Annotated in this window: 13 protein-coding genes and 1 tRNA gene; 8 read left to right on the forward strand and 6 right to left on the reverse strand. The window is 49.6% G+C overall.

Annotated elements, in window-relative coordinates; genetic code table 11:
* Nucleotides 1-225 precede the first annotated feature (225 nt).
* The 7 genes from rlmA to phnE (ACEN2G_RS00290) all read left to right on the forward strand — a co-directional run bounded on the left by rlmA (nt 226) and on the right by phnE (ACEN2G_RS00290) (nt 9,417).
* On the forward strand, nt 226-1,056 hold the full coding sequence (gene rlmA / locus ACEN2G_RS00260) for a 23S rRNA (guanine(745)-N(1))-methyltransferase (protein WP_442019453.1): 831 nt from the start codon (nt 226-228) through the stop codon (nt 1,054-1,056).
* Between the two features lie 159 nt (nt 1,057-1,215).
* Complete coding sequence (locus tag ACEN2G_RS00265; RefSeq protein WP_442019454.1) at nt 1,216-3,783, forward strand: EAL domain-containing protein; 2,568 nt, start codon at nt 1,216-1,218, stop codon at nt 3,781-3,783.
* A 455-nt stretch (nt 3,784-4,238) separates the two neighbouring features.
* Entirely contained in the window at nt 4,239-5,699 is a 1,461-nt protein-coding gene (locus ACEN2G_RS00270) for a helicase HerA-like domain-containing protein (protein ID WP_442019455.1), read from the forward strand.
* 212 nt (nt 5,700-5,911) lie between these two features.
* A complete protein-coding gene (gene phnD / locus ACEN2G_RS00275; RefSeq protein ID WP_442019456.1) occupies nt 5,912-6,877 on the forward strand; it encodes a phosphate/phosphite/phosphonate ABC transporter substrate-binding protein in 966 nt (321 codons plus the stop codon).
* 71 nt (nt 6,878-6,948) lie between these two features.
* Entirely contained in the window at nt 6,949-7,782 is an 834-nt protein-coding gene (phnC, locus tag ACEN2G_RS00280) for a phosphonate ABC transporter ATP-binding protein (protein ID WP_442019457.1), read from the forward strand.
* The gene (gene phnE / locus ACEN2G_RS00285) at nt 7,779-8,588 is read left to right on the forward strand and encodes a phosphonate ABC transporter, permease protein PhnE (RefSeq protein WP_442019458.1); all 810 of its coding nucleotides are present in this window, start codon (nt 7,779-7,781) and stop codon (nt 8,586-8,588) included. The genes phnC and phnE (ACEN2G_RS00285) overlap by 4 nt, the downstream gene beginning before the upstream one ends.
* A 13-nt stretch (nt 8,589-8,601) precedes the next feature.
* The gene (gene phnE / locus ACEN2G_RS00290; RefSeq protein ID WP_442019459.1) at nt 8,602-9,417 is read left to right on the forward strand and encodes a phosphonate ABC transporter, permease protein PhnE; all 816 of its coding nucleotides are present in this window, start codon (nt 8,602-8,604) and stop codon (nt 9,415-9,417) included.
* 443 nt (nt 9,418-9,860) lie between these two features.
* Here the strand turns inward: phnE (ACEN2G_RS00290) and ACEN2G_RS00295 are convergent.
* From ACEN2G_RS00295 to rpsU, 5 genes are all read right to left on the reverse strand, one after another.
* A tRNA-Ile gene (locus ACEN2G_RS00295) sits at nt 9,861-9,937 on the reverse strand.
* 184 nt (nt 9,938-10,121) lie between these two features.
* On the reverse strand, nt 10,122-11,963 hold the full coding sequence (gene rpoD, locus ACEN2G_RS00300) for an RNA polymerase sigma factor RpoD (protein ID WP_442019460.1): 1,842 nt from the start codon (nt 11,961-11,963) through the stop codon (nt 10,122-10,124).
* A 274-nt stretch (nt 11,964-12,237) separates the two neighbouring features.
* Nucleotides 12,238-14,022, reverse strand: a complete 1,785-nt coding sequence (dnaG, locus tag ACEN2G_RS00305) for a DNA primase (protein ID WP_442019461.1) — start codon at nt 14,020-14,022, stop codon at nt 12,238-12,240.
* A gap of 79 nt (nt 14,023-14,101) precedes the next feature.
* A complete protein-coding gene (locus ACEN2G_RS00310) occupies nt 14,102-14,545 on the reverse strand; it encodes a GatB/YqeY domain-containing protein (protein ID WP_442019462.1) in 444 nt (147 codons plus the stop codon).
* A 14-nt stretch (nt 14,546-14,559) separates the two neighbouring features.
* The gene (gene rpsU, locus ACEN2G_RS00315) at nt 14,560-14,775 is read right to left on the reverse strand and encodes a 30S ribosomal protein S21 (protein ID WP_087035180.1); all 216 of its coding nucleotides are present in this window, start codon (nt 14,773-14,775) and stop codon (nt 14,560-14,562) included.
* A 174-nt stretch (nt 14,776-14,949) separates the two neighbouring features.
* On the opposite strand from rpsU, the gene tsaD reads away from it, so the two are divergent.
* Nucleotides 14,950-15,978 carry a tRNA (adenosine(37)-N6)-threonylcarbamoyltransferase complex transferase subunit TsaD gene (gene tsaD / locus ACEN2G_RS00320; RefSeq protein ID WP_442019463.1) on the forward strand — a complete coding sequence of 343 codons (1,029 nt, stop codon included), beginning with the start codon at nt 14,950-14,952 and terminating at the stop codon, nt 15,976-15,978.
* A gap of 82 nt (nt 15,979-16,060) precedes the next feature.
* Here tsaD and plsY read toward each other — a convergent pair whose 3' ends face one another.
* Nucleotides 16,061-16,678 (reverse strand): glycerol-3-phosphate 1-O-acyltransferase PlsY, encoded by a 618-nt coding sequence (plsY, locus tag ACEN2G_RS00325; RefSeq protein WP_442019464.1) that lies wholly within the window; start codon nt 16,676-16,678, stop codon nt 16,061-16,063.
* Between the last annotated feature and the right edge of the window lie 9 nt (nt 16,679-16,687).

The raw sequence follows: 16,687 nt of genomic DNA on the forward strand, positions 1-16,687 counted from the left end.
TCTGTAGAGTAGCTACAGTCAAAAAACGAGGCCAGAATATACAGTATTTTGCCGTGATATGAGAGGTTTGATTACACTTTTGGCTGAATTTTGTGCAGTTTAACCGCTAAGTGATCCAAAACCGCGTATTTAATTACTCATCACCGTTCTAATCGCATGTCTTCATAAAAACAATTACACTGCGCTACGCCTGTTTTTCGTTTTTTTCTTCAGTTGTAGGTCCACATGTCTTATCAATGCCCGCTTTGTCACCATGCCCTCGCTCCTAGCGCGGGTGGTCTTGCATGTGAAAATAACCATCAATTTGACCGCGCTAAAGAAGGCTACGTTAATCTGATGCCTGTGCAGCATAAGCGCTCCAAGGAGCCGGGTGATAATGTCGACATGATGCAAGCGCGACGCCGCTTTTTAGCGACCGATCACTACCATAAATTGCGTGAGGCAGTAACCGAACTGTGTGTGAAGTACACGCTTGATACACCGCGACAAATTTTAGATATTGGCTGTGGTGAAGGCTATTACACCTCCTATCTGGCAGATAAACTGGCCGCGCTTTCCAGCTGCAGCACTTGCTACGGGTTAGACATTTCCAAGGTGGCCATTCGCTACGCAGCCAAGCGTTATACCTCCCAACACATGCAGTTTTGTGTGGCCTCTAGCCAACGCTTGCCTTTTGCCGATAGCAGCCTAGACGCGGTCGTGCGTATTTATGCTCCCTGCGAAGCCACTGAATTAGCGCGGGTATTAAGCAGCCAAGGCATCATTATTACCGTCACCCCCGCCGCTCGTCACCTCTATCAACTTAAAGAGCTGATTTACGATAATGTGCATTTGCATGATGAGGCAGCAGAAAGCGTAGAGGGTTTTGAATTGATAGAAGAAACCACCCTCAACTACGATATGGTGTTAACGGGTGAGCAAGCCGACGACTTGCTGCAAATGACCCCGCTCGCCTGGAAAGCCAATGCTGAGCTGCGCACCAGACTTCAAGCCACCTCGCAGCTGGTTTTTGAGGCTGACTTTATGATGCGTGTATATAGAAGAATCATCATTTAAAAAATACGTTATTATTTTTTGCTAAAATTTAACTCTCGTCTCAATAATTTTTATTATTAACATTATAATCACACCGAGCAGGCGTTAATTCTCTTCATTTTTTAAAACTGACGCTATCTTTATCTAGGTATTTATTTTTTATAATGGAGTTATCCAGTCATGGATCTGGAACGTCATGCGCTCGCGGCTCAACAGGATATTCAAAATCAAATAGCCCAACATGCTCCCTTTGATGAGATCTTGTCAGCCATCATTGATATGGTGGCTCGAGAATTGCCCGATGCACTCGTGTCGCTCATGCTGCTGGACTCCGAAGATAATACCCTCAGTTTAGTGGCCTGCAATGGCTTGTCTGAAACCTACTGCCAGGCCGCACAAAAAATTCCCGTAGGGCAGAACATTGGAGCCTGCGGCGCAAGTGCCTTTTGCAGAGAGATAGTGATCACAGGTGACATAGAGCAAGACGCTAATTGGCAGCACTTTCTTGAACATACCCGCCGTGAAGGCCTAGCGTCATGCTGGTCTGCTCCTGTGCTGACCCGAGATGAAGAACTACTCGGCACCTTTGCCACTTATTACAGTTACCCTAGGGTGCCGCAGCAAGCTGAACAAATCAGGCTGATTCAAGCCGCCGATTTATTAGCGTTAGCCATAGCTCGCCAGCGCGATCGACGAGCACTGGCCACTCAGGAACAACGTTTTCGTTCACTGTTTACCCACCATCCCCATGCGGTGTACGAGATGGATCTGGCGGGACGCTTCCTCAATAGCAATCAGGCTGTGACCGATATCACCGGCCTGTCGGCGGAGCAGCTCTGCGGTATGCATTATGAAGCCTTCGTGGCCAAAGCTGAGCGGGCGCGCACTCGATTGGCTTTCCAACAAGCCTGCCAAGGTATCACGCAACACTACGAGCTTAGCGGCCATAACGTGCGCGAAGAAACTTTCCAACTTGAAATTACCAATCTGCCAATTATGGTAGACGGTGAAATAGTGGGCGTTTATGGCATTGCCCGAGATGTGAGCGTCGAGCGTCGCCAGCAAGCCGAGTTGCGCTTATTACAATTAGGCATAGATGCCACACGTAACGGGGTCGTGATGGCCGATGCTTCACACCCAGGCTTGCCGCTGGTGTACGCCAATGCCATGTTTCAAGAGATCACCGGTTATCAAAAAGACGAAGTAATGGGGCGTAATTGTCGCTTTCTGCAGGGAAAAGATACAGATCTTAATGCCATCGCGCAGATCCGCAGCGCCATCCTTGAGCATCGCGAGCAGCAGGTGACCTTGCTCAATTACCGCAAAGACGGCACTCCTTTTTGGAATTTATTTAGCATAGCGCCTGTGTTTGGGCTCGATGGCAGTTGCACCCATTATGTGGGTATTCAGCAAGACGTGACCCGACAGCGCGAAAATGAAGAAAAGCTGCGCTTTCAACGCACCCATGACCTACTAACCGGACTGTTAAATCGCACCGCCTTTGAAGGTCAGTTGCAATACCATTACCAACATCGTCAGCCGTCGCGACCTATGGCATTGCTGGTGATTAACCTAGACGGATTTAAGAGTATCAATGAGGGCCTCAGTCATCTGATAGGCGATCACTTGTTGCATGCTGTCGGGCAACGATTACGTGATTGGCTGAATATGGGGGATGTGCTTGCGCGTTTAGGTGGCGATGATTTTGGCCTACTGTTGTTAGACCGTGATCAAGAAATGATTATCCAAGCGGCGGAGAGCTTACTCACCTTGCTCTCTCGGCCCTTTGTCATCGATGAGCACCCGCTACATATCAGCGTCAGTATTGGTATTTCGAGCATAGATGGCGCAGTCCATGACAGTGGTGATTTTATCCAGCACGCCAACCTAGCGCTGCGTGAAGCCAAGCTCCAAGGGCGCAATACTTGGCAGTGGTATAGCGGTGATATTTGCTCTCAAGTTGGTGGTCATATTGCGCTGCGCCGAGAGATTCTGGACGCCATAGAAGAGCAACAGTTTGTGGTTTATTACCAGCCTTTGGTTGATGCACGCACCGGCGAGGTGCGTAGCCTAGAAGCACTGGTGCGCTGGCAGCACCCACAACGGGGCTTGGTGTCGCCTAATGATTTTATTCCTCTCGCGGAGCAAACAGGGCAAATAGTCAACATCGATCAGTGGGTATTAGGCCAAGCTTGTGTTGATGCAGTCACTATCAACAATCATAGGTCGGCGTCTCAGGCGGTAGCCGTAGCGGTAAATATCTCGCCGGTGCACTTTCGCCGTGGTGGTTTTTTCTTGGAAGTACAGCGGGCGCTAGAAGAAAGCGGTTTAGCACCGCACCTATTGGAGTTGGAAGTAACAGAAGGGGTACTGATGTCTGGTGCCCACAAGGCCATCGAGCAATTAACCGCGTTACGCCATCTTGGCGTTCAAGTGGCGATTGATGATTTTGGGACGGGTTTTTCTAGCCTCAGTTACCTTCGTCAACTACCGATCAGCAAGGTAAAGCTGGATCGCTGCTTTATCCAAAACATTGATCACAATCGAGAGAATGCAGCTATCGTAGAGGGCGTGATCACCATGGGGCATCATTTGGGCTTGCAAGTGGTTGCGGAAGGGGTGGAAACGCGCGCCGAACAGGAATACTTAATCGGGCGCGGCTGTGATTTGCTACAAGGTTTTCGTTTCTCAAGGCCAGTGCCGTTAGCCCAATTTATGACTCTCCCTGCCATATTGCCCGCTGGCTAGTCTTCACCATTATATTTGGTGCCCAGCCATGACGCCTTCATCCCTAATAAACATTCAACCGAGGATGAAGAGCAAGGTTCAATGCTATCGAGTTTCTCTATAGCATTTTTAACCAAGAATCCAATGTTAATTAATAATATAAAAAATAAATTAAGTGAATTTTAAATGGCGACTGATTTATACGTCGTACACTAAGTTAATTTGATGCTATTTTTTAGTGTTCTTCTCTGTTGTTCCTCTTTAATTAGACATGAAGCCAATCCTGATCCTAAATCAGGCAATGAGTCGTCTTCTAGTATTCAATCGTTCGGTAAAAGTTGCTCTATAATAAAAAAGTGAAAAAGTTACTCATCATGTGTGCATATCTGCTTTAGCAGATTAAATATTTTAGAACAGCGTGTTGGGTCGCACTTTAATCTCATTATTGAGTTGTTTTATTCATATTGGAGTTCTAGATGAGTGATACGCCTAGTTTGTTAATCGGTGGTAATGCTGCGGGGCATTTTTTGATGGATGCGAGCATGGCTAATCGCCATGGCTTGATCGCCGGCGCAACCGGAACGGGTAAAACCGTGACCTTACAAAATCTCACCGAGAGCTTCTCTCGTCTAGGGGTGCCGGTTTTTATTGCGGATGTAAAAGGTGATCTTTCCGGTTTAGCGGCGCTCGGCAGTCACCACCCTAAAATTGACGCGCGCGTGAAACAACTGAACATTGAAAATTATCAGTTTCGCTCAGTGCCAACGGTATTCTGGGATGTGTTTGGTACTAACGGCCATCATATCCGCGCTACCATATCTGCTATGGGGCCTTTACTGCTCGGTAGTTTGTTAGAGCTAAATGATACACAGAGTGGCGTTTTGTATGCGTGTTTTAAGGTAGCCGATGATAATGGCTGGCTACTGCTCGACCTGAAAGATCTGCGCGCTATGTTAACTTGGCTATCGGATAACGCCAATGAATTGAAAGGTGAATACGGCAATATATCGTCATCCAGCATAGGCGCGATTCAACGTAAATTATTAGTATTAGACGAGCAGGGAGCAGAGCATTTTTTTAATGAACCCGCCATTGAATTAGATGATTTAATAAAAACTGATTTTTCGGGTAATGGTGTGGTGAACGTGCTTGATGCCACGAAACTGATACATGACTCACCTAAATTATATGCCTGCTTTTTGATCTGGTTATTGGCTGAGCTGTTTGAAAAACTACCCGAGGTGGGTGATGCGGATAGACCAAAATTTGTATTGTTTTTCGATGAGGCGCATCTGATTTTTGATGGTGCTGCCAATGTCTTAGTCAACAAAATCGAACAAGTAGTGAGGCTCATCCGCTCAAAAGGGGTGGGTGTGTATTTCGTCAGCCAGAGTCCGGCCGATATACCGGAAGATATTCTCGGCCAATTGGGAATGAAAATTCAACATGCACTGCGCGCCTTTACCCCGAAAGATAAAAAAGCAGTGCAGGCAGCGGCAGCCACCTTCAGGCAAAATCCTAACATTAATACGGAGCAGCTTATTACCGAGTTAGGAGTAGGAGAGGCATTGGTCTCGGTATTAGATGCCGACGGCAAGCCGACACCGGTTGAACTCGTTTACATTAAACCCCCTGAGTCGCGTCTTGGGCCGTTAACCGAGGCGGAGCGCGCCGAGCACATCGCTCGTTCACCTTATAAAGGTCGCTACGATAAGGTGATTGACCGTGAGTCTGCCTACGAATTATTAAAACAAAAAACCGAAAAGTTAGCCGAATCAAATGCGCAGGCGGCAGCCCAAAAACCAGCAGCAAAAGCACAGAGTACCAGGCAAACTCCCATAGAAGCTATGGTAAAAAGTGCCGCCAGAAGCATAGGCAGTCAGCTTGGCCGGCAGATAATGCGCGGCGTGTTAGGTTCATTATTCGGTAAACGATAACCGGGGAGATTGGGGTAGAAAACTGGGAATAATAAGCTTGGTGAGCCGCTGCTGAATCCGTTTGCTATAAAAAAGGAAGGAAAGAAGGAAGGAAGTTTAGGGCTGGTCAATGATGACCTTAACAGACCTGTCACTCTACAGACTCTGTATCGTCATAAGTAAGCATCATGGTTGCTGCAGTTGTGTACTTGTTATCAAACTTCGGAGCTATCATGATTAATTCCCCCTTATCTCGTCGCTTGCTGGCTATCACCATCACAGGCATTCTTGCCACTACCAGTATGATGGCCAGCGCCAATCTATCTTCGCGTTTCACTGATGCCAATGGCGATTTGGTGGCGGATGTACCCACGGATGAGTCGCAGTGGATCAACCCTAGCACCTTGGTCTTTTCCTATACCCCAGTAGAAGACCCTGCCGTATATGGCGAGGTATGGTCTGACTTCCTCAAGCATATGGAGGCGGTCACCGGTAAGAAAGTGCAGTTTTTCCCTGTGCAGTCTAATGCCGCCCAGCTGGAGGCAATGCGTGCTGGGCGTCTCCATGTGGCCGGCTTCAACACCGGCTCTAACCCTATTGCAGTGAACTGCGCCGGTTTTGTTCCGTTCACTATGATGGCAGCTGAAGACGGTAGTTTTGGCTACGAGATGGAAATAATAACTTACCCAGACAGTGGCATTAAGACGATGCCTGACTTAGCAGGCCGTAGCATGGCTTTCACGTCGCCAACGTCTAACTCTGGTTTTAAAGCTCCCTCCGCCCTGCTAAATAGTGAGTTTGGTTTGGTAGCAGAACAGGACTTTGAAACTGCTTTTTCAGGCTCCCATGACAACTCTATTTTGGGCGTTATCAATAAAGACTATGAAACGGCTGCTATCGCCAACTCAGTATCCAATCGCATGCTCGCACGCAACGTGATCGATACCGATGACTACGACATCCTCTATACCTCCCAAACATTTCCCACAACCGGCTACGGGCACGTCTACAACCTGCACCCTGATCTTGCTCAAAAAGTTCAAGAGGCCTTTTTTAGCTATAACTGGGAAGGCAGCGCCTTAAAAGAGGAATTCGCTAACTCTGGTGAATCTCAATTTATCCCCATTACTTTTAAGGATCACTGGGCGGTGATCCGCACCATAGATGAGGCGAACGACGTGACTTACCAATGTGGCTAAGCCTGATCACGCTGATGAGACTCTTTGATCGAGTCCCACACGTCTCACATTTAAATAAAGGAAGTAACGCTGTGCTGACTCTATCTCAGGTTAATAAGCGCTATTCCACGGGTGATCATGCCTTGGTAGGAATAGATCTCAATTTACCTCGGGGCCAAGTGATGGCGCTGATTGGTCCTTCTGGAGCGGGTAAGAGTACTTTGATCCGCTGCGTTAATCGTTTGGTAGAAGCCTCCAGTGGCAGCATTCGTCTAGAGGGGACCGAACTAACCCAGCTTTCGGGTGGACAGCTGCGTAAAGCACGTCGCGCCATGGGCATGATTTTTCAGGAATATGCTTTAGTAGAGCGTCTAACGGTAATGGAAAATGTACTCTCGGGGCGGCTTGGTTATGTGGGTTTTTGGCGCAGTTTTTTACGCCGTTATACTCAAAAGGACATCGCCGAAGCCTTTCGGTTGTTGGAGCGAGTTGGTTTATCCCATGCCTTAGACAAACGTGCCGACGCCCTTTCTGGTGGTCAGCGCCAACGAGTCGGTATTGCTCGGGCACTGATCCAGCAACCTAACTTATTACTGGTAGATGAACCGACCGCAAGTCTTGATCCTAAAACATCACGGCTGATTATGCGCCTGATCCGTGAGCTCTGTAACGAGCGTCAGCTGGCGGCCATTATTAATATCCACGACGTCGCTTTAGCTCAGCAATTTGCGGATCGAATTGTTGGGCTGCGCGCCGGTAAAATTGTGTTCGATGGCACGCCTCAAGAGCTCGATGCACAGGCGCTCACCACTATTTATGGAGAGGAGGAATGGGATAGTCGATTAAATGCAGAGGCAGGGGAGAAGCCACCTACAGATTTGCAGGTCTTGCGGCCATTATATTTAACGACAGGCGAAGCTTTATGAATCGTCAGCAGCTGGCAGCGAGGGGGCACTGGCGGCGGTTGCCGATAATCCAAAGTGCTAAATTACGCTGGGGATTAACCTTAGGCCTAGCGGCTTATTTGGTACTTGCCCTGTCAACGGTCGATGTAAATTGGGCCCGGGTTATTGAAGGTGCGAGTCGCGGCCTTCACTTTTTGGCGGCATTTACTCAACCGGACTTCGTCAGCCGCTCCAGCGACATTTACGAAGGTATTCTCGAGAGCTTGTCCATGACCTTCACCGCCACTGTGATTGGCGTGGCACTGGCCGTGCCCATTGGGCTGGGCGCTGCGCGTAATATCTCACCTTGGCCGATTTACTATCTCTGCCGCAGTATTATTACGGTGTCACGCACCTTTCAAGAGATCATTATCGCGATTCTATTTGTGGTGATGTTCGGCTTTGGCCCTTTGGCGGGGATGTTAACGCTCGCCTTTGCCACCATTGGCTTTATAGCAAAACTGCTGGCTGAGGATATTGAAGATCTCGATTGGCACCAAGTGGAAGCGATACGCGCCACTGGGGCCAGCTGGTGGCAAACCATCAATCACGCAGTGCAGCCGCAAGTGATGCCGCGCTTAATTGGGCTCTCTATGTATCGCTTGGATATTAACTTTCGCGAATCTGCCATCATCGGCATTGTGGGGGCGGGGGGCATTGGCGCTACCCTCAATACCTCCATCAGTCGTTATGAATACGATACCTCGGCCGCTATCTTACTGATCATCATTGCGTTTGTGCTGCTGTCTGAGTACGGCTCTAGCTATGTGCGTCGCTGGACCCAATGAATAGGATATCGTTATGTTTGTAGATAACTCAAAGCAAAGTATACCGATTTGGCGCCTGCGCACTACTCGTGCTCAATGGCTGAATTATTTAGCTTGGCTGGCAGGAGCCTGTCTTTTTTTGCTGTGCTGGAAACAAATTTCTGACAACACCATGTGGGTGTTTGTAGAGGATGCGGGTAAGCAAGGTGTTGATCTAGTTGGCCGTATGCTGCCACTCGAGTGGAGCTATGCACAGCATCTCTGGCAGCCTATGTGGGACACGCTTAATATCGCCACTCTAGGGACTGCGCTGGGGGTGGCGATGGCTTTTCCTGTGGCGTTTTTAGCCGCCCGCAATACCAGCCCCCATCCTTTAATTCGCAGTGTCGCCTTGGTTATTATTGTGGCCTCACGTTCTATCAACTCATTAATTTGGGCTATGCTGCTGGTGACCATTCTTGGGCCGGGTGTGTTGGCGGGCATTATTGCCATCGCCCTGCGCTCTATTGGTTTTGTTGGCAAACTGCTTTATGAAGCCATCGAAGAAATAAACCCAGCCCAGGTAGAGGCGATTAGTGCCACCGGAGCCAGCCGCGCGCAGGTCATGAGCTATGGTGTATTACCCCAAGTGATGCCAGCCTTTGCTGGGATCAGTGTTTATCGTTGGGACATCAACATCCGTGAATCTACCGTGCTGGGATTAGTGGGCGCTGGTGGCATTGGCCTACAACTTAATTCAGCTATCAATAGCCTAGCGTGGAATCAGGTTAGTGTGATTTTTGTGATAATACTGGCAACAGTACTGCTTTCAGAATGGCTCTCTGCTCGAATACGCCACGCCACTATTTAAGCTTCAAAGTAGCAATCAACTAAATAATACCCCATGGCGACTATGGACTGATGGCAACTTTATCCTAAGGTTAAAGACTTCTTGGCCACTACAGGTTTGCGGGCACTATGGGGCGCACTAAGTGCGAGTTTTTTGAAGTGCCAGACGTGCCGGCGTTTGAATGCTGATTCTTTCTGTTAGCCAGCTACAAACCCTAGTGAGACTAGGAACTAAGCCCACAGTATCTATTAAATAAGAGTAAAAATACTGCCGCCTAAACGTCAATTCACTGCAATTAGAGCGAGTTAGATAAGTTCTGCGGAGGAGGGTGATCTGTTCGATAGAGCGGCATTATGCTTAGAGGTGTCTGTTGGGGAAGGGCAGAGTACCCAGCAAAAGTATCCCCTAGGTATCCCCAACAAAAAAGGGTTAGCAGATATTAACCTGCTAACCCTTGCTATATATGGTGGCCCCTCCCAGACTTGAACTGGGGACCTAACGATTATGAGTCGTGTGCTCTAACCAACTGAGCTAAGGGGCCAAAAGTGGTGAGATTATAGGTAAAGCGGCTCTTGCTGTCTAGTCGGGCGGGGTGATATCAGTTTGATTTTTAAGCAATTGGTACAATATTTTACAAAGAGATTGGGCGAACGAAAATCAGGTAAAGAAAAAGGGCGCCGTTGCGCCCTTTTGGGTGTGCTATGCACGTCTTTATACTGAGTTGCTTACTCGTCGAGGAAGCTGCGCAGTACTTCTGAACGGCTAGGGTGGCGCAATTTGCGCAGTGCCTTAGCTTCAATTTGGCGAATACGCTCACGCGTTACGTCGAACTGCTTGCCCACTTCTTCCAGCGTGTGATCGGTATTCATATCGATACCAAAACGCATACGTAACACCTTAGCTTCACGGGCGGTAAGGCCAGAGAGCACGTCTTTAGTGGCATTACGCAGGCTTTCGCTGGTGGCTTGGTCTGCAGGCAACGACAGCGTGGTGTCTTCGATAAAATCACCCAAGTGGGAGTCTTCATCATCACCAATCGGTGTTTCCATGGAGATAGGCTCTTTGGCGATTTTCAGCACCTTGAGCACCTTGTCCTCAGGCATCATCATGCGGTGCGCCAGTTCTTCAGGCGTTGCTTCACGGCCCATCTCTTGCAGCATTTGACGCGATACACGGTTGAGCTTGTTGATGGTCTCAATCATGTGCACCGGAATACGAATGGTGCGCGCTTGGTCAGCAATAGAGCGGGTGATGGCTTGGCGGATCCACCAAGTGGCGTAAGTTGAGAACTTATAACCACGACGATATTCAAACTTATCTACCGCCTTCATCAAGCCGATATTGCCTTCCTGGATCAAGTCGAGGAACTGTAAGCCACGGTTGGTGTATTTTTTGGCAATAGAAATAACCAGACGCAAGTTGGCTTCAACCATCTCTTTTTTGGCTCGGCGCGCCTTGGCTTCACCTATGCTCATGCGACGGTTGATATCTTTAATCTGCGATATGGTTAAGTCTGCTTCTTCTTCTACGATTCTGAGCTTACCAATTGAGCGCAGCACATCTTCGGCTACCTCTGCGAGGCGTACTGCCCAAGCAGTTTTGCCGGTGGCCAGCTGAGTGTTGAACCACTCTGCATCGGTTTCGTTTTTAGAGAACGCCTGTACAAAGGTTTTCTTCGGCATCTTGCACTGTTCAACACACAGCTTGAGGATCAAGCGCTCTTGAACGCGTACCCGCACCATAGTGTCGCGCATGGCGTTCACTAAGCGGTCAAACTGCTTAGGGATCAGGCGAAACTCGCGGAAGATGTAGGCCAGTTCGACAATTTCTTTCGCGGCTTCCGGTGAAGTACGGCCTTTGCTGGCGATCACGGCGTGCATAATGTCGTACTGTTCACGCAGCACAGCAAATTTTTCGCGAGCTAATTCAGGATCGGGACCGGTATCAACTTCTTCCTCGTCCTCGTCATCTTCTTTGTCTTCGTCGTCGTCTTCGTCTTTCTCTTTATCGCTTAACTCAGAGCCGATGTGCGTCGCCATCGGGGCTGCAGTCTCGACAGCATCTGGATCGAGAAAGCCAGTGATGATGTCGGTAAGCTTGATCTCACCGGCTTCAAAACGGTCGAATTGGTCTAACAAGGTAGTAATAGTGGCTGGGTATTCTGATACCGAGCTTTGTACCTGGTTAATGCCTTCTTCGATGCGCTTGGCGATTTCAATTTCGCCTTCACGGGTTAACAGCTCTACCGTACCCATTTCACGCATATACATACGCACCGGATCGGTAGTACGACCAATTTCAGACTCTACAGAAGCCAGCGCTTGGGCTGCGGCTTCGGCTGCGTCTTCATCGGCCGAGGTTTCAGACATCATTAAGTCATCGGCATCGGGGGCGGTTTCTACCACCTGAATGCCCATGTCATTGATCATTTGAATAATATCTTCAATTTGATCTGAGTCGACAATGTCTTGAGGAAGATGATCGTTAACATCGGCATAAGTCAGGTAACCCTGTTCTTTACCTTTGGCAACGAGAAGTTTAAGCTGCGACTGAGGGGTTGGCTCCATAGAACTCGTCCGATTTAGATAGTGCAAGAGGGTGTAAGCAATGAGGCACACCAGTACTTAAAAAGTATTCATAGTGGCGCACAAATAGCCGATTATAACAAAACTTGACCAATGCATTCTGCGTTGGTGTGCTTGCTAACACGCCAGCCTTGATGTCGGTGAGTGTGTTGCAGCGTTAATTGGGTCTAATTACCCATAAAAGGCCGTGTTTCAGGCTTAGGTTTTTATATTGGGGCGCAAATGCCCGTTTTCAATGTTCAGTTTTTTCTGTTTTTTAGTTCCTACTGGCTTTGCTTTCGCTGAGCAGTAGCATCAATTCTTGTTTTTCTGCCGTAGTTAGACCGCCTTGGCTGCTTTTTTGTTGCAGCGCTTCGATGCGTGTCGCAAAGTAGTCCTCGATAAGTACCGCAAAGGTATCTTTCAATTCTTGCTCTATGCGATCCCCTGCAAACAACTGATCCGCCATGGCTAAGCGCGCTAATGCGGGCGCTGAGCTGTGGCCACGCCAATGTTCGAGTAATTGCGCCGTGGTCATCAAAGGTTGGCTCTGTACTTGGGCCAACAGCGTTTGCAACAAATCTATACCCGGTAAAGGTAGCATAGCGACGCCTTCGGTGTCAGCGGTTGATAAACTGGCAGCGGCAGCCGGATATTGTAGCACAAGGGCAATGGCGCGGCGAATAGGGGTCAGCTTAATCTTTTTGCTCTTAGTGTGTGCCTGTGCGCTGGCGGGCTTTGCGTCTTGTTGCAAGCGACTGAATAGCTCGCGCACGCGGCGCTCATTTTCCCCCCAATTCAGTTGGCGAGAGAGTTGGGTGATCAAGCCTTCGCGAGTAAAGCCTTCGGGCACCTTGATGATGGCCTCGGCGGCTTGATTGGCTAACTCATGCTGGCCCGCATCGCCACTCATGGCGTCTTGAGCTAAGCGTTCAAATAAGAAGTCGCCAAAATTTTGCGCATTATCTAATAGCTTGCCAAAGTCTTCGGCGCCTAATTGGCGCACTAGGCTGTCGGGGTCTTCGCCATCCGGTAAAAATACAAATTTTAAACTGCGGCCATCTTGTAACAGCGGCAGGGCATTTTCCAGTGCGCGCCAAGCGGCTTCTCGGCCGGCGCGGTCGCCGTCGTAGCAACAAATCACTTCGCGGGTAGTGCGAAATAATAGCTGTAAGTGCTCGGGCGTGGTGGCGGTGCCAAGGCTTGCCACCGCGTAGTCGATGCCAAATTGTGCCAGCGCCACTACGTCCATGTAGCCTTCCACAATCAAGACGCGCTCTGGATTGCGATGGGCTTGGCGCACTTCATAGAGGCCATATAGCTCGCGGCCTTTATGGAACACGGGTGTTTCTGGTGAGTTTAAATATTTGGGCGTGCCATCACCCAATACTCGACCACCAAAGCCGATCACCCGACCACGACGGTCGTGGATGGGGAACATGATACGGTCGCGAAAACGGTCGTAAACCCGACCATTTTCGCTTTTGATCAGCATGCCGCCTTCAATTAGTTGTGTTTCTGCCTCATTATTTTTAGCAAATTGGCGCTTTACCGCGTCCCACTGTTCGGGCACGTAACCAATATTAAAGCGTTTTACCACTTCGCCATTCAGGCCGCGATTTTTTAGATATTGAATGGCGGTTTGTGATTGGCGCAGCTGAGTTTGGTAAAAGCGACTGATGTCGTTCAGTTGCTCATATAAGTCTTGGCGGATCGCCTTGGCGGCGGCTTGCTGTTGCGGCGATTGGGATGAATGAGCGTTTTCGCGTGGTACCGTAAGGCCATGCATACCGGCCAGTTCGTCTATGGCATCCAGAAATTCTAGGCCATCGTATTCCATGATAAAACCCAGCACAGTGCCGTGGGCGCCACAGCCAAAGCAGTGATAAAACTGTTTTTCGTGACTCACGGTAAAGGAGGGGGATTTTTCATTATGGAAAGGGCAACAGGCTTGATAGTTTTTGCCTGCTTTTTTCAGCTTAACCCGCTGATCGATAAGATCGACTATGTCGGTTCTGGCCAACAAGTCGTCGATAAAAGATTGGGGGATTCTGCCTGACATTATTCACCGGGGTAGCGAAAAAAACAAAGCCGTGCATCAAAAAGAGGCACGGCCCGTTGGTAAGATAAAACGTAAACCCTTAAGCCAGTTTAGCTTTAATGCTCGCGCTTACCTTGCCCATATCTGCACGCCCCTGGATTTGCGGTTTTAGCACCGCCATTACCTTGCCCATATCTTGCATGCCAGTAGCGCCGCTAGCGGCGATGGCATTGGTGAGCAAAGTTTCCAGTTCGTCTGCGCTGAGAGGTTGCGGCAGGAATTCCTGCAGCACCACGATTTCTTGAAGTTCACCATCAGCTAACTCTTGACGACCGGCCTGCTCATAGAGAGCTGCGGCGTCTTTGCGCTGTTTTACCATTTTGGTAACTATGGTGATGACATCGTCATCATTCAAGGTTTCGCGGCTGTCTATCTCTTTTAGATTGATCTCTGCCAGCAGCATTCTTAACGTACTAAGGCGCGCCTTGTTTTTGGCACGCATAGCGATTTTCTGCTGTTCAGACAGTTGGTCTTTTAAGGACATGAGATCAATAACTGTTAGTACAGACGAATGCGACGTGCGTTTTCACGAGACAGCTTCTTAGCGTGACGCTTAACAGCGGCAGCTTTAGCGCGCTTGCGCACTGTAGTTGGCTTCTCGTACTGCTCACGACGACGCACTTCAGACAGGATACCTGCCTTTTCGCAAGAGCGTTTGAAGCGTCGCAGGGCTACGTCGAAGGGCTCGTTTTCACGTACTTTAATTACTGGCATGTGCCTCACCTCGGTTTACTGGCTTTTTATTAAACCAGTCTGACTATAAAATGGTGCGAAATTCTACTCCGAAGCCTTACCTAAAGTAAAGTCCGAAGGCGCTCCGCTGGTTAAAAAACCGCTAGAAGTGTAACATAAGCTCCTCTCATTCAATAGTCCAGTGATAAGACCGACATGCGTGTATTGGGTATAGAAACCTCCTGTGATGAAACCGGCATTGCCATTTATGACGACCAGCTCGGCATTATGGCCCATCAACTCTACAGTCAGGTGGCGTTGCATGCGGACTATGGCGGCGTGGTGCCTGAGCTGGCCAGCCGCGACCACATTCGTAAAACCATTCCTTTGATTGAAGCAGCCCTTGCAGACGCAGGCTGCACCAAAGATGACATAGACGGCGTGGCCTTTACCGCAGGCCCTGGCTTAATGGGCGCCTTATTAGTGGGTGCCACCATAGGCCGCAGTTTAGCCTTTGCTTGGGGCAAGCCTGCGGTGGCCGTGCATCATATGGAAGGTCACTTGTTGGCCCCTATGCTAGAAGAGCGCGCGCCTGAGTTTCCGTTTGTGGCCTTATTAGTGTCCGGCGGCCACACCTTATTGGTGCGCGTAGACGGCATTGGCCGTTACGAGATATTAGGCGAGTCGGTGGACGATGCGGCCGGTGAAGCCTTCGATAAAACGGCCAAGCTGATGGATTTAGATTATCCGGGCGGACCGCGTTTAGCTAAGTTGGCAGAGCAGGGCGCGCCGAATCGCTTTGTCTTTCCGCGCCCCATGACCGCTAGGCCTGGGTTAGATTTTAGCTTTTCAGGCCTAAAAACTGCCACTGCGACCACTATTGCCGCCGAAATTGCCGCAGATAATTACGATCAGCAAACCCGAGCCGACATCGCTCATGCGTTTCAGCAGGCGGTGGTGGATACGCTGGCGATTAAGTGTAAACGTGCACTGTTGCAGACGGGGCTGAATCGTTTAGTAGTGGCCGGAGGCGTGAGTGCTAATGTGTCCTTGCGTGAGCAGCTCAGCGAGCTGATGGCAAGCCTAAAGGGCGAAGCCTTTTATCCGCGTAATGAATATTGCACCGATAATGGCGCCATGATCGCCTTTGCGGGGCTACAGCGCTTAAAAGCCGGTGACATTGAGCCGTTAGCAGTGCGTGCCAGACCCCGTTGGCCGCTGGATGAGTTAACGGCTGTTGATTAATCGTGAGGAGTGAGGTGTAAGGAGGGAGGCGAATAAGAAATCGAGTCTGCAAGTTCGGTGTTTACGCCTCACCCTTCACCATTTACTCCTCACTGGTTTTATCTTCTCGTTTAAATCTATCTAGCATCGGCTTTTCTTGGCGGTGATAGAGGCGGCTGATGTTGCCGTGATGGCGCAAGATGATCAGACAGGACAGTAACGACACCGAGAGCGTGTATTCGGGCTTAATGAAATAGACGTAGAGCGGCGCCACTAAGGCGGTGAGCAAAGACGCCAGCGACGAATAACCGAACAGGCCTAAGCAGATCAGCCAAGTCAGCATCATCAGGCCGGCCATGTCCATGCCAAGCGGCAATAGCGTGCCTAAGGCCGTGGCCACCGCTTTACCGCCCCGAAAATGAAAGAACAGCGGAAACATATGGCCCAAGCAGGCGGCCATGCCAATAAAGGCCAAGTACAGCGGTCCTATCTCTAAATACCAACCTAAATAAACGGGCAGCGTGCCCTTCATAATATCAATCAACAGCACCCACACGGCGGCGCTGCGATTACCGGTGCGCAACACATTGGTCGCACCCGGATTGCCGGAGCCATGCTGACGAGGGTCGGGGAGGCGGTAGAGGCGCGAGATCAGCACGGCGCTGGAGATGGATCCCCCCAGGTAGGCGAGCACTATCATAAAGAAGATGAGGGCCGTCATGGCGGTTTA

Origin of the sequence: Oceanisphaera sp. W20_SRM_FM3, assembly GCF_052119705.1 — a bacterium.
Classification (GTDB): domain Bacteria; phylum Pseudomonadota; class Gammaproteobacteria; order Enterobacterales; family Aeromonadaceae; genus Oceanimonas.

Excerpts from the sequence above, each read along its gene's own strand:
- rlmA (WP_442019453.1), top strand. The coding sequence starts at position 226 with ATGTCTTATCAATGCCCGCTTTGTCACCATGCCCTCGCTCCTAGCGCG.
- ACEN2G_RS00265 (WP_442019454.1), top strand. The coding sequence starts at position 1,216 with ATGGATCTGGAACGTCATGCGCTCGCGGCTCAACAGGATATTCAAAAT.
- ACEN2G_RS00270 (WP_442019455.1), top strand. The coding sequence starts at position 4,239 with ATGAGTGATACGCCTAGTTTGTTAATCGGTGGTAATGCTGCGGGGCAT.
- phnD (WP_442019456.1), top strand. The coding sequence starts at position 5,912 with ATGATTAATTCCCCCTTATCTCGTCGCTTGCTGGCTATCACCATCACA.
- phnE (WP_442019458.1), top strand. The coding sequence starts at position 7,779 with ATGAATCGTCAGCAGCTGGCAGCGAGGGGGCACTGGCGGCGGTTGCCG.
- phnE (WP_442019459.1), top strand. The coding sequence starts at position 8,602 with ATGTTTGTAGATAACTCAAAGCAAAGTATACCGATTTGGCGCCTGCGC.
- rpoD (WP_442019460.1), bottom strand. The coding sequence starts at position 11,963 with ATGGAGCCAACCCCTCAGTCGCAGCTTAAACTTCTCGTTGCCAAAGGT.
- dnaG (WP_442019461.1), bottom strand. The coding sequence starts at position 14,022 with ATGTCAGGCAGAATCCCCCAATCTTTTATCGACGACTTGTTGGCCAGA.
- ACEN2G_RS00310 (WP_442019462.1), bottom strand. The coding sequence starts at position 14,545 with ATGTCCTTAAAAGACCAACTGTCTGAACAGCAGAAAATCGCTATGCGT.
- rpsU (WP_087035180.1), bottom strand. The coding sequence starts at position 14,775 with ATGCCAGTAATTAAAGTACGTGAAAACGAGCCCTTCGACGTAGCCCTG.
- tsaD (WP_442019463.1), top strand. The coding sequence starts at position 14,950 with ATGCGTGTATTGGGTATAGAAACCTCCTGTGATGAAACCGGCATTGCC.
- plsY (WP_442019464.1), bottom strand. The coding sequence starts at position 16,678 with ATGACGGCCCTCATCTTCTTTATGATAGTGCTCGCCTACCTGGGGGGA.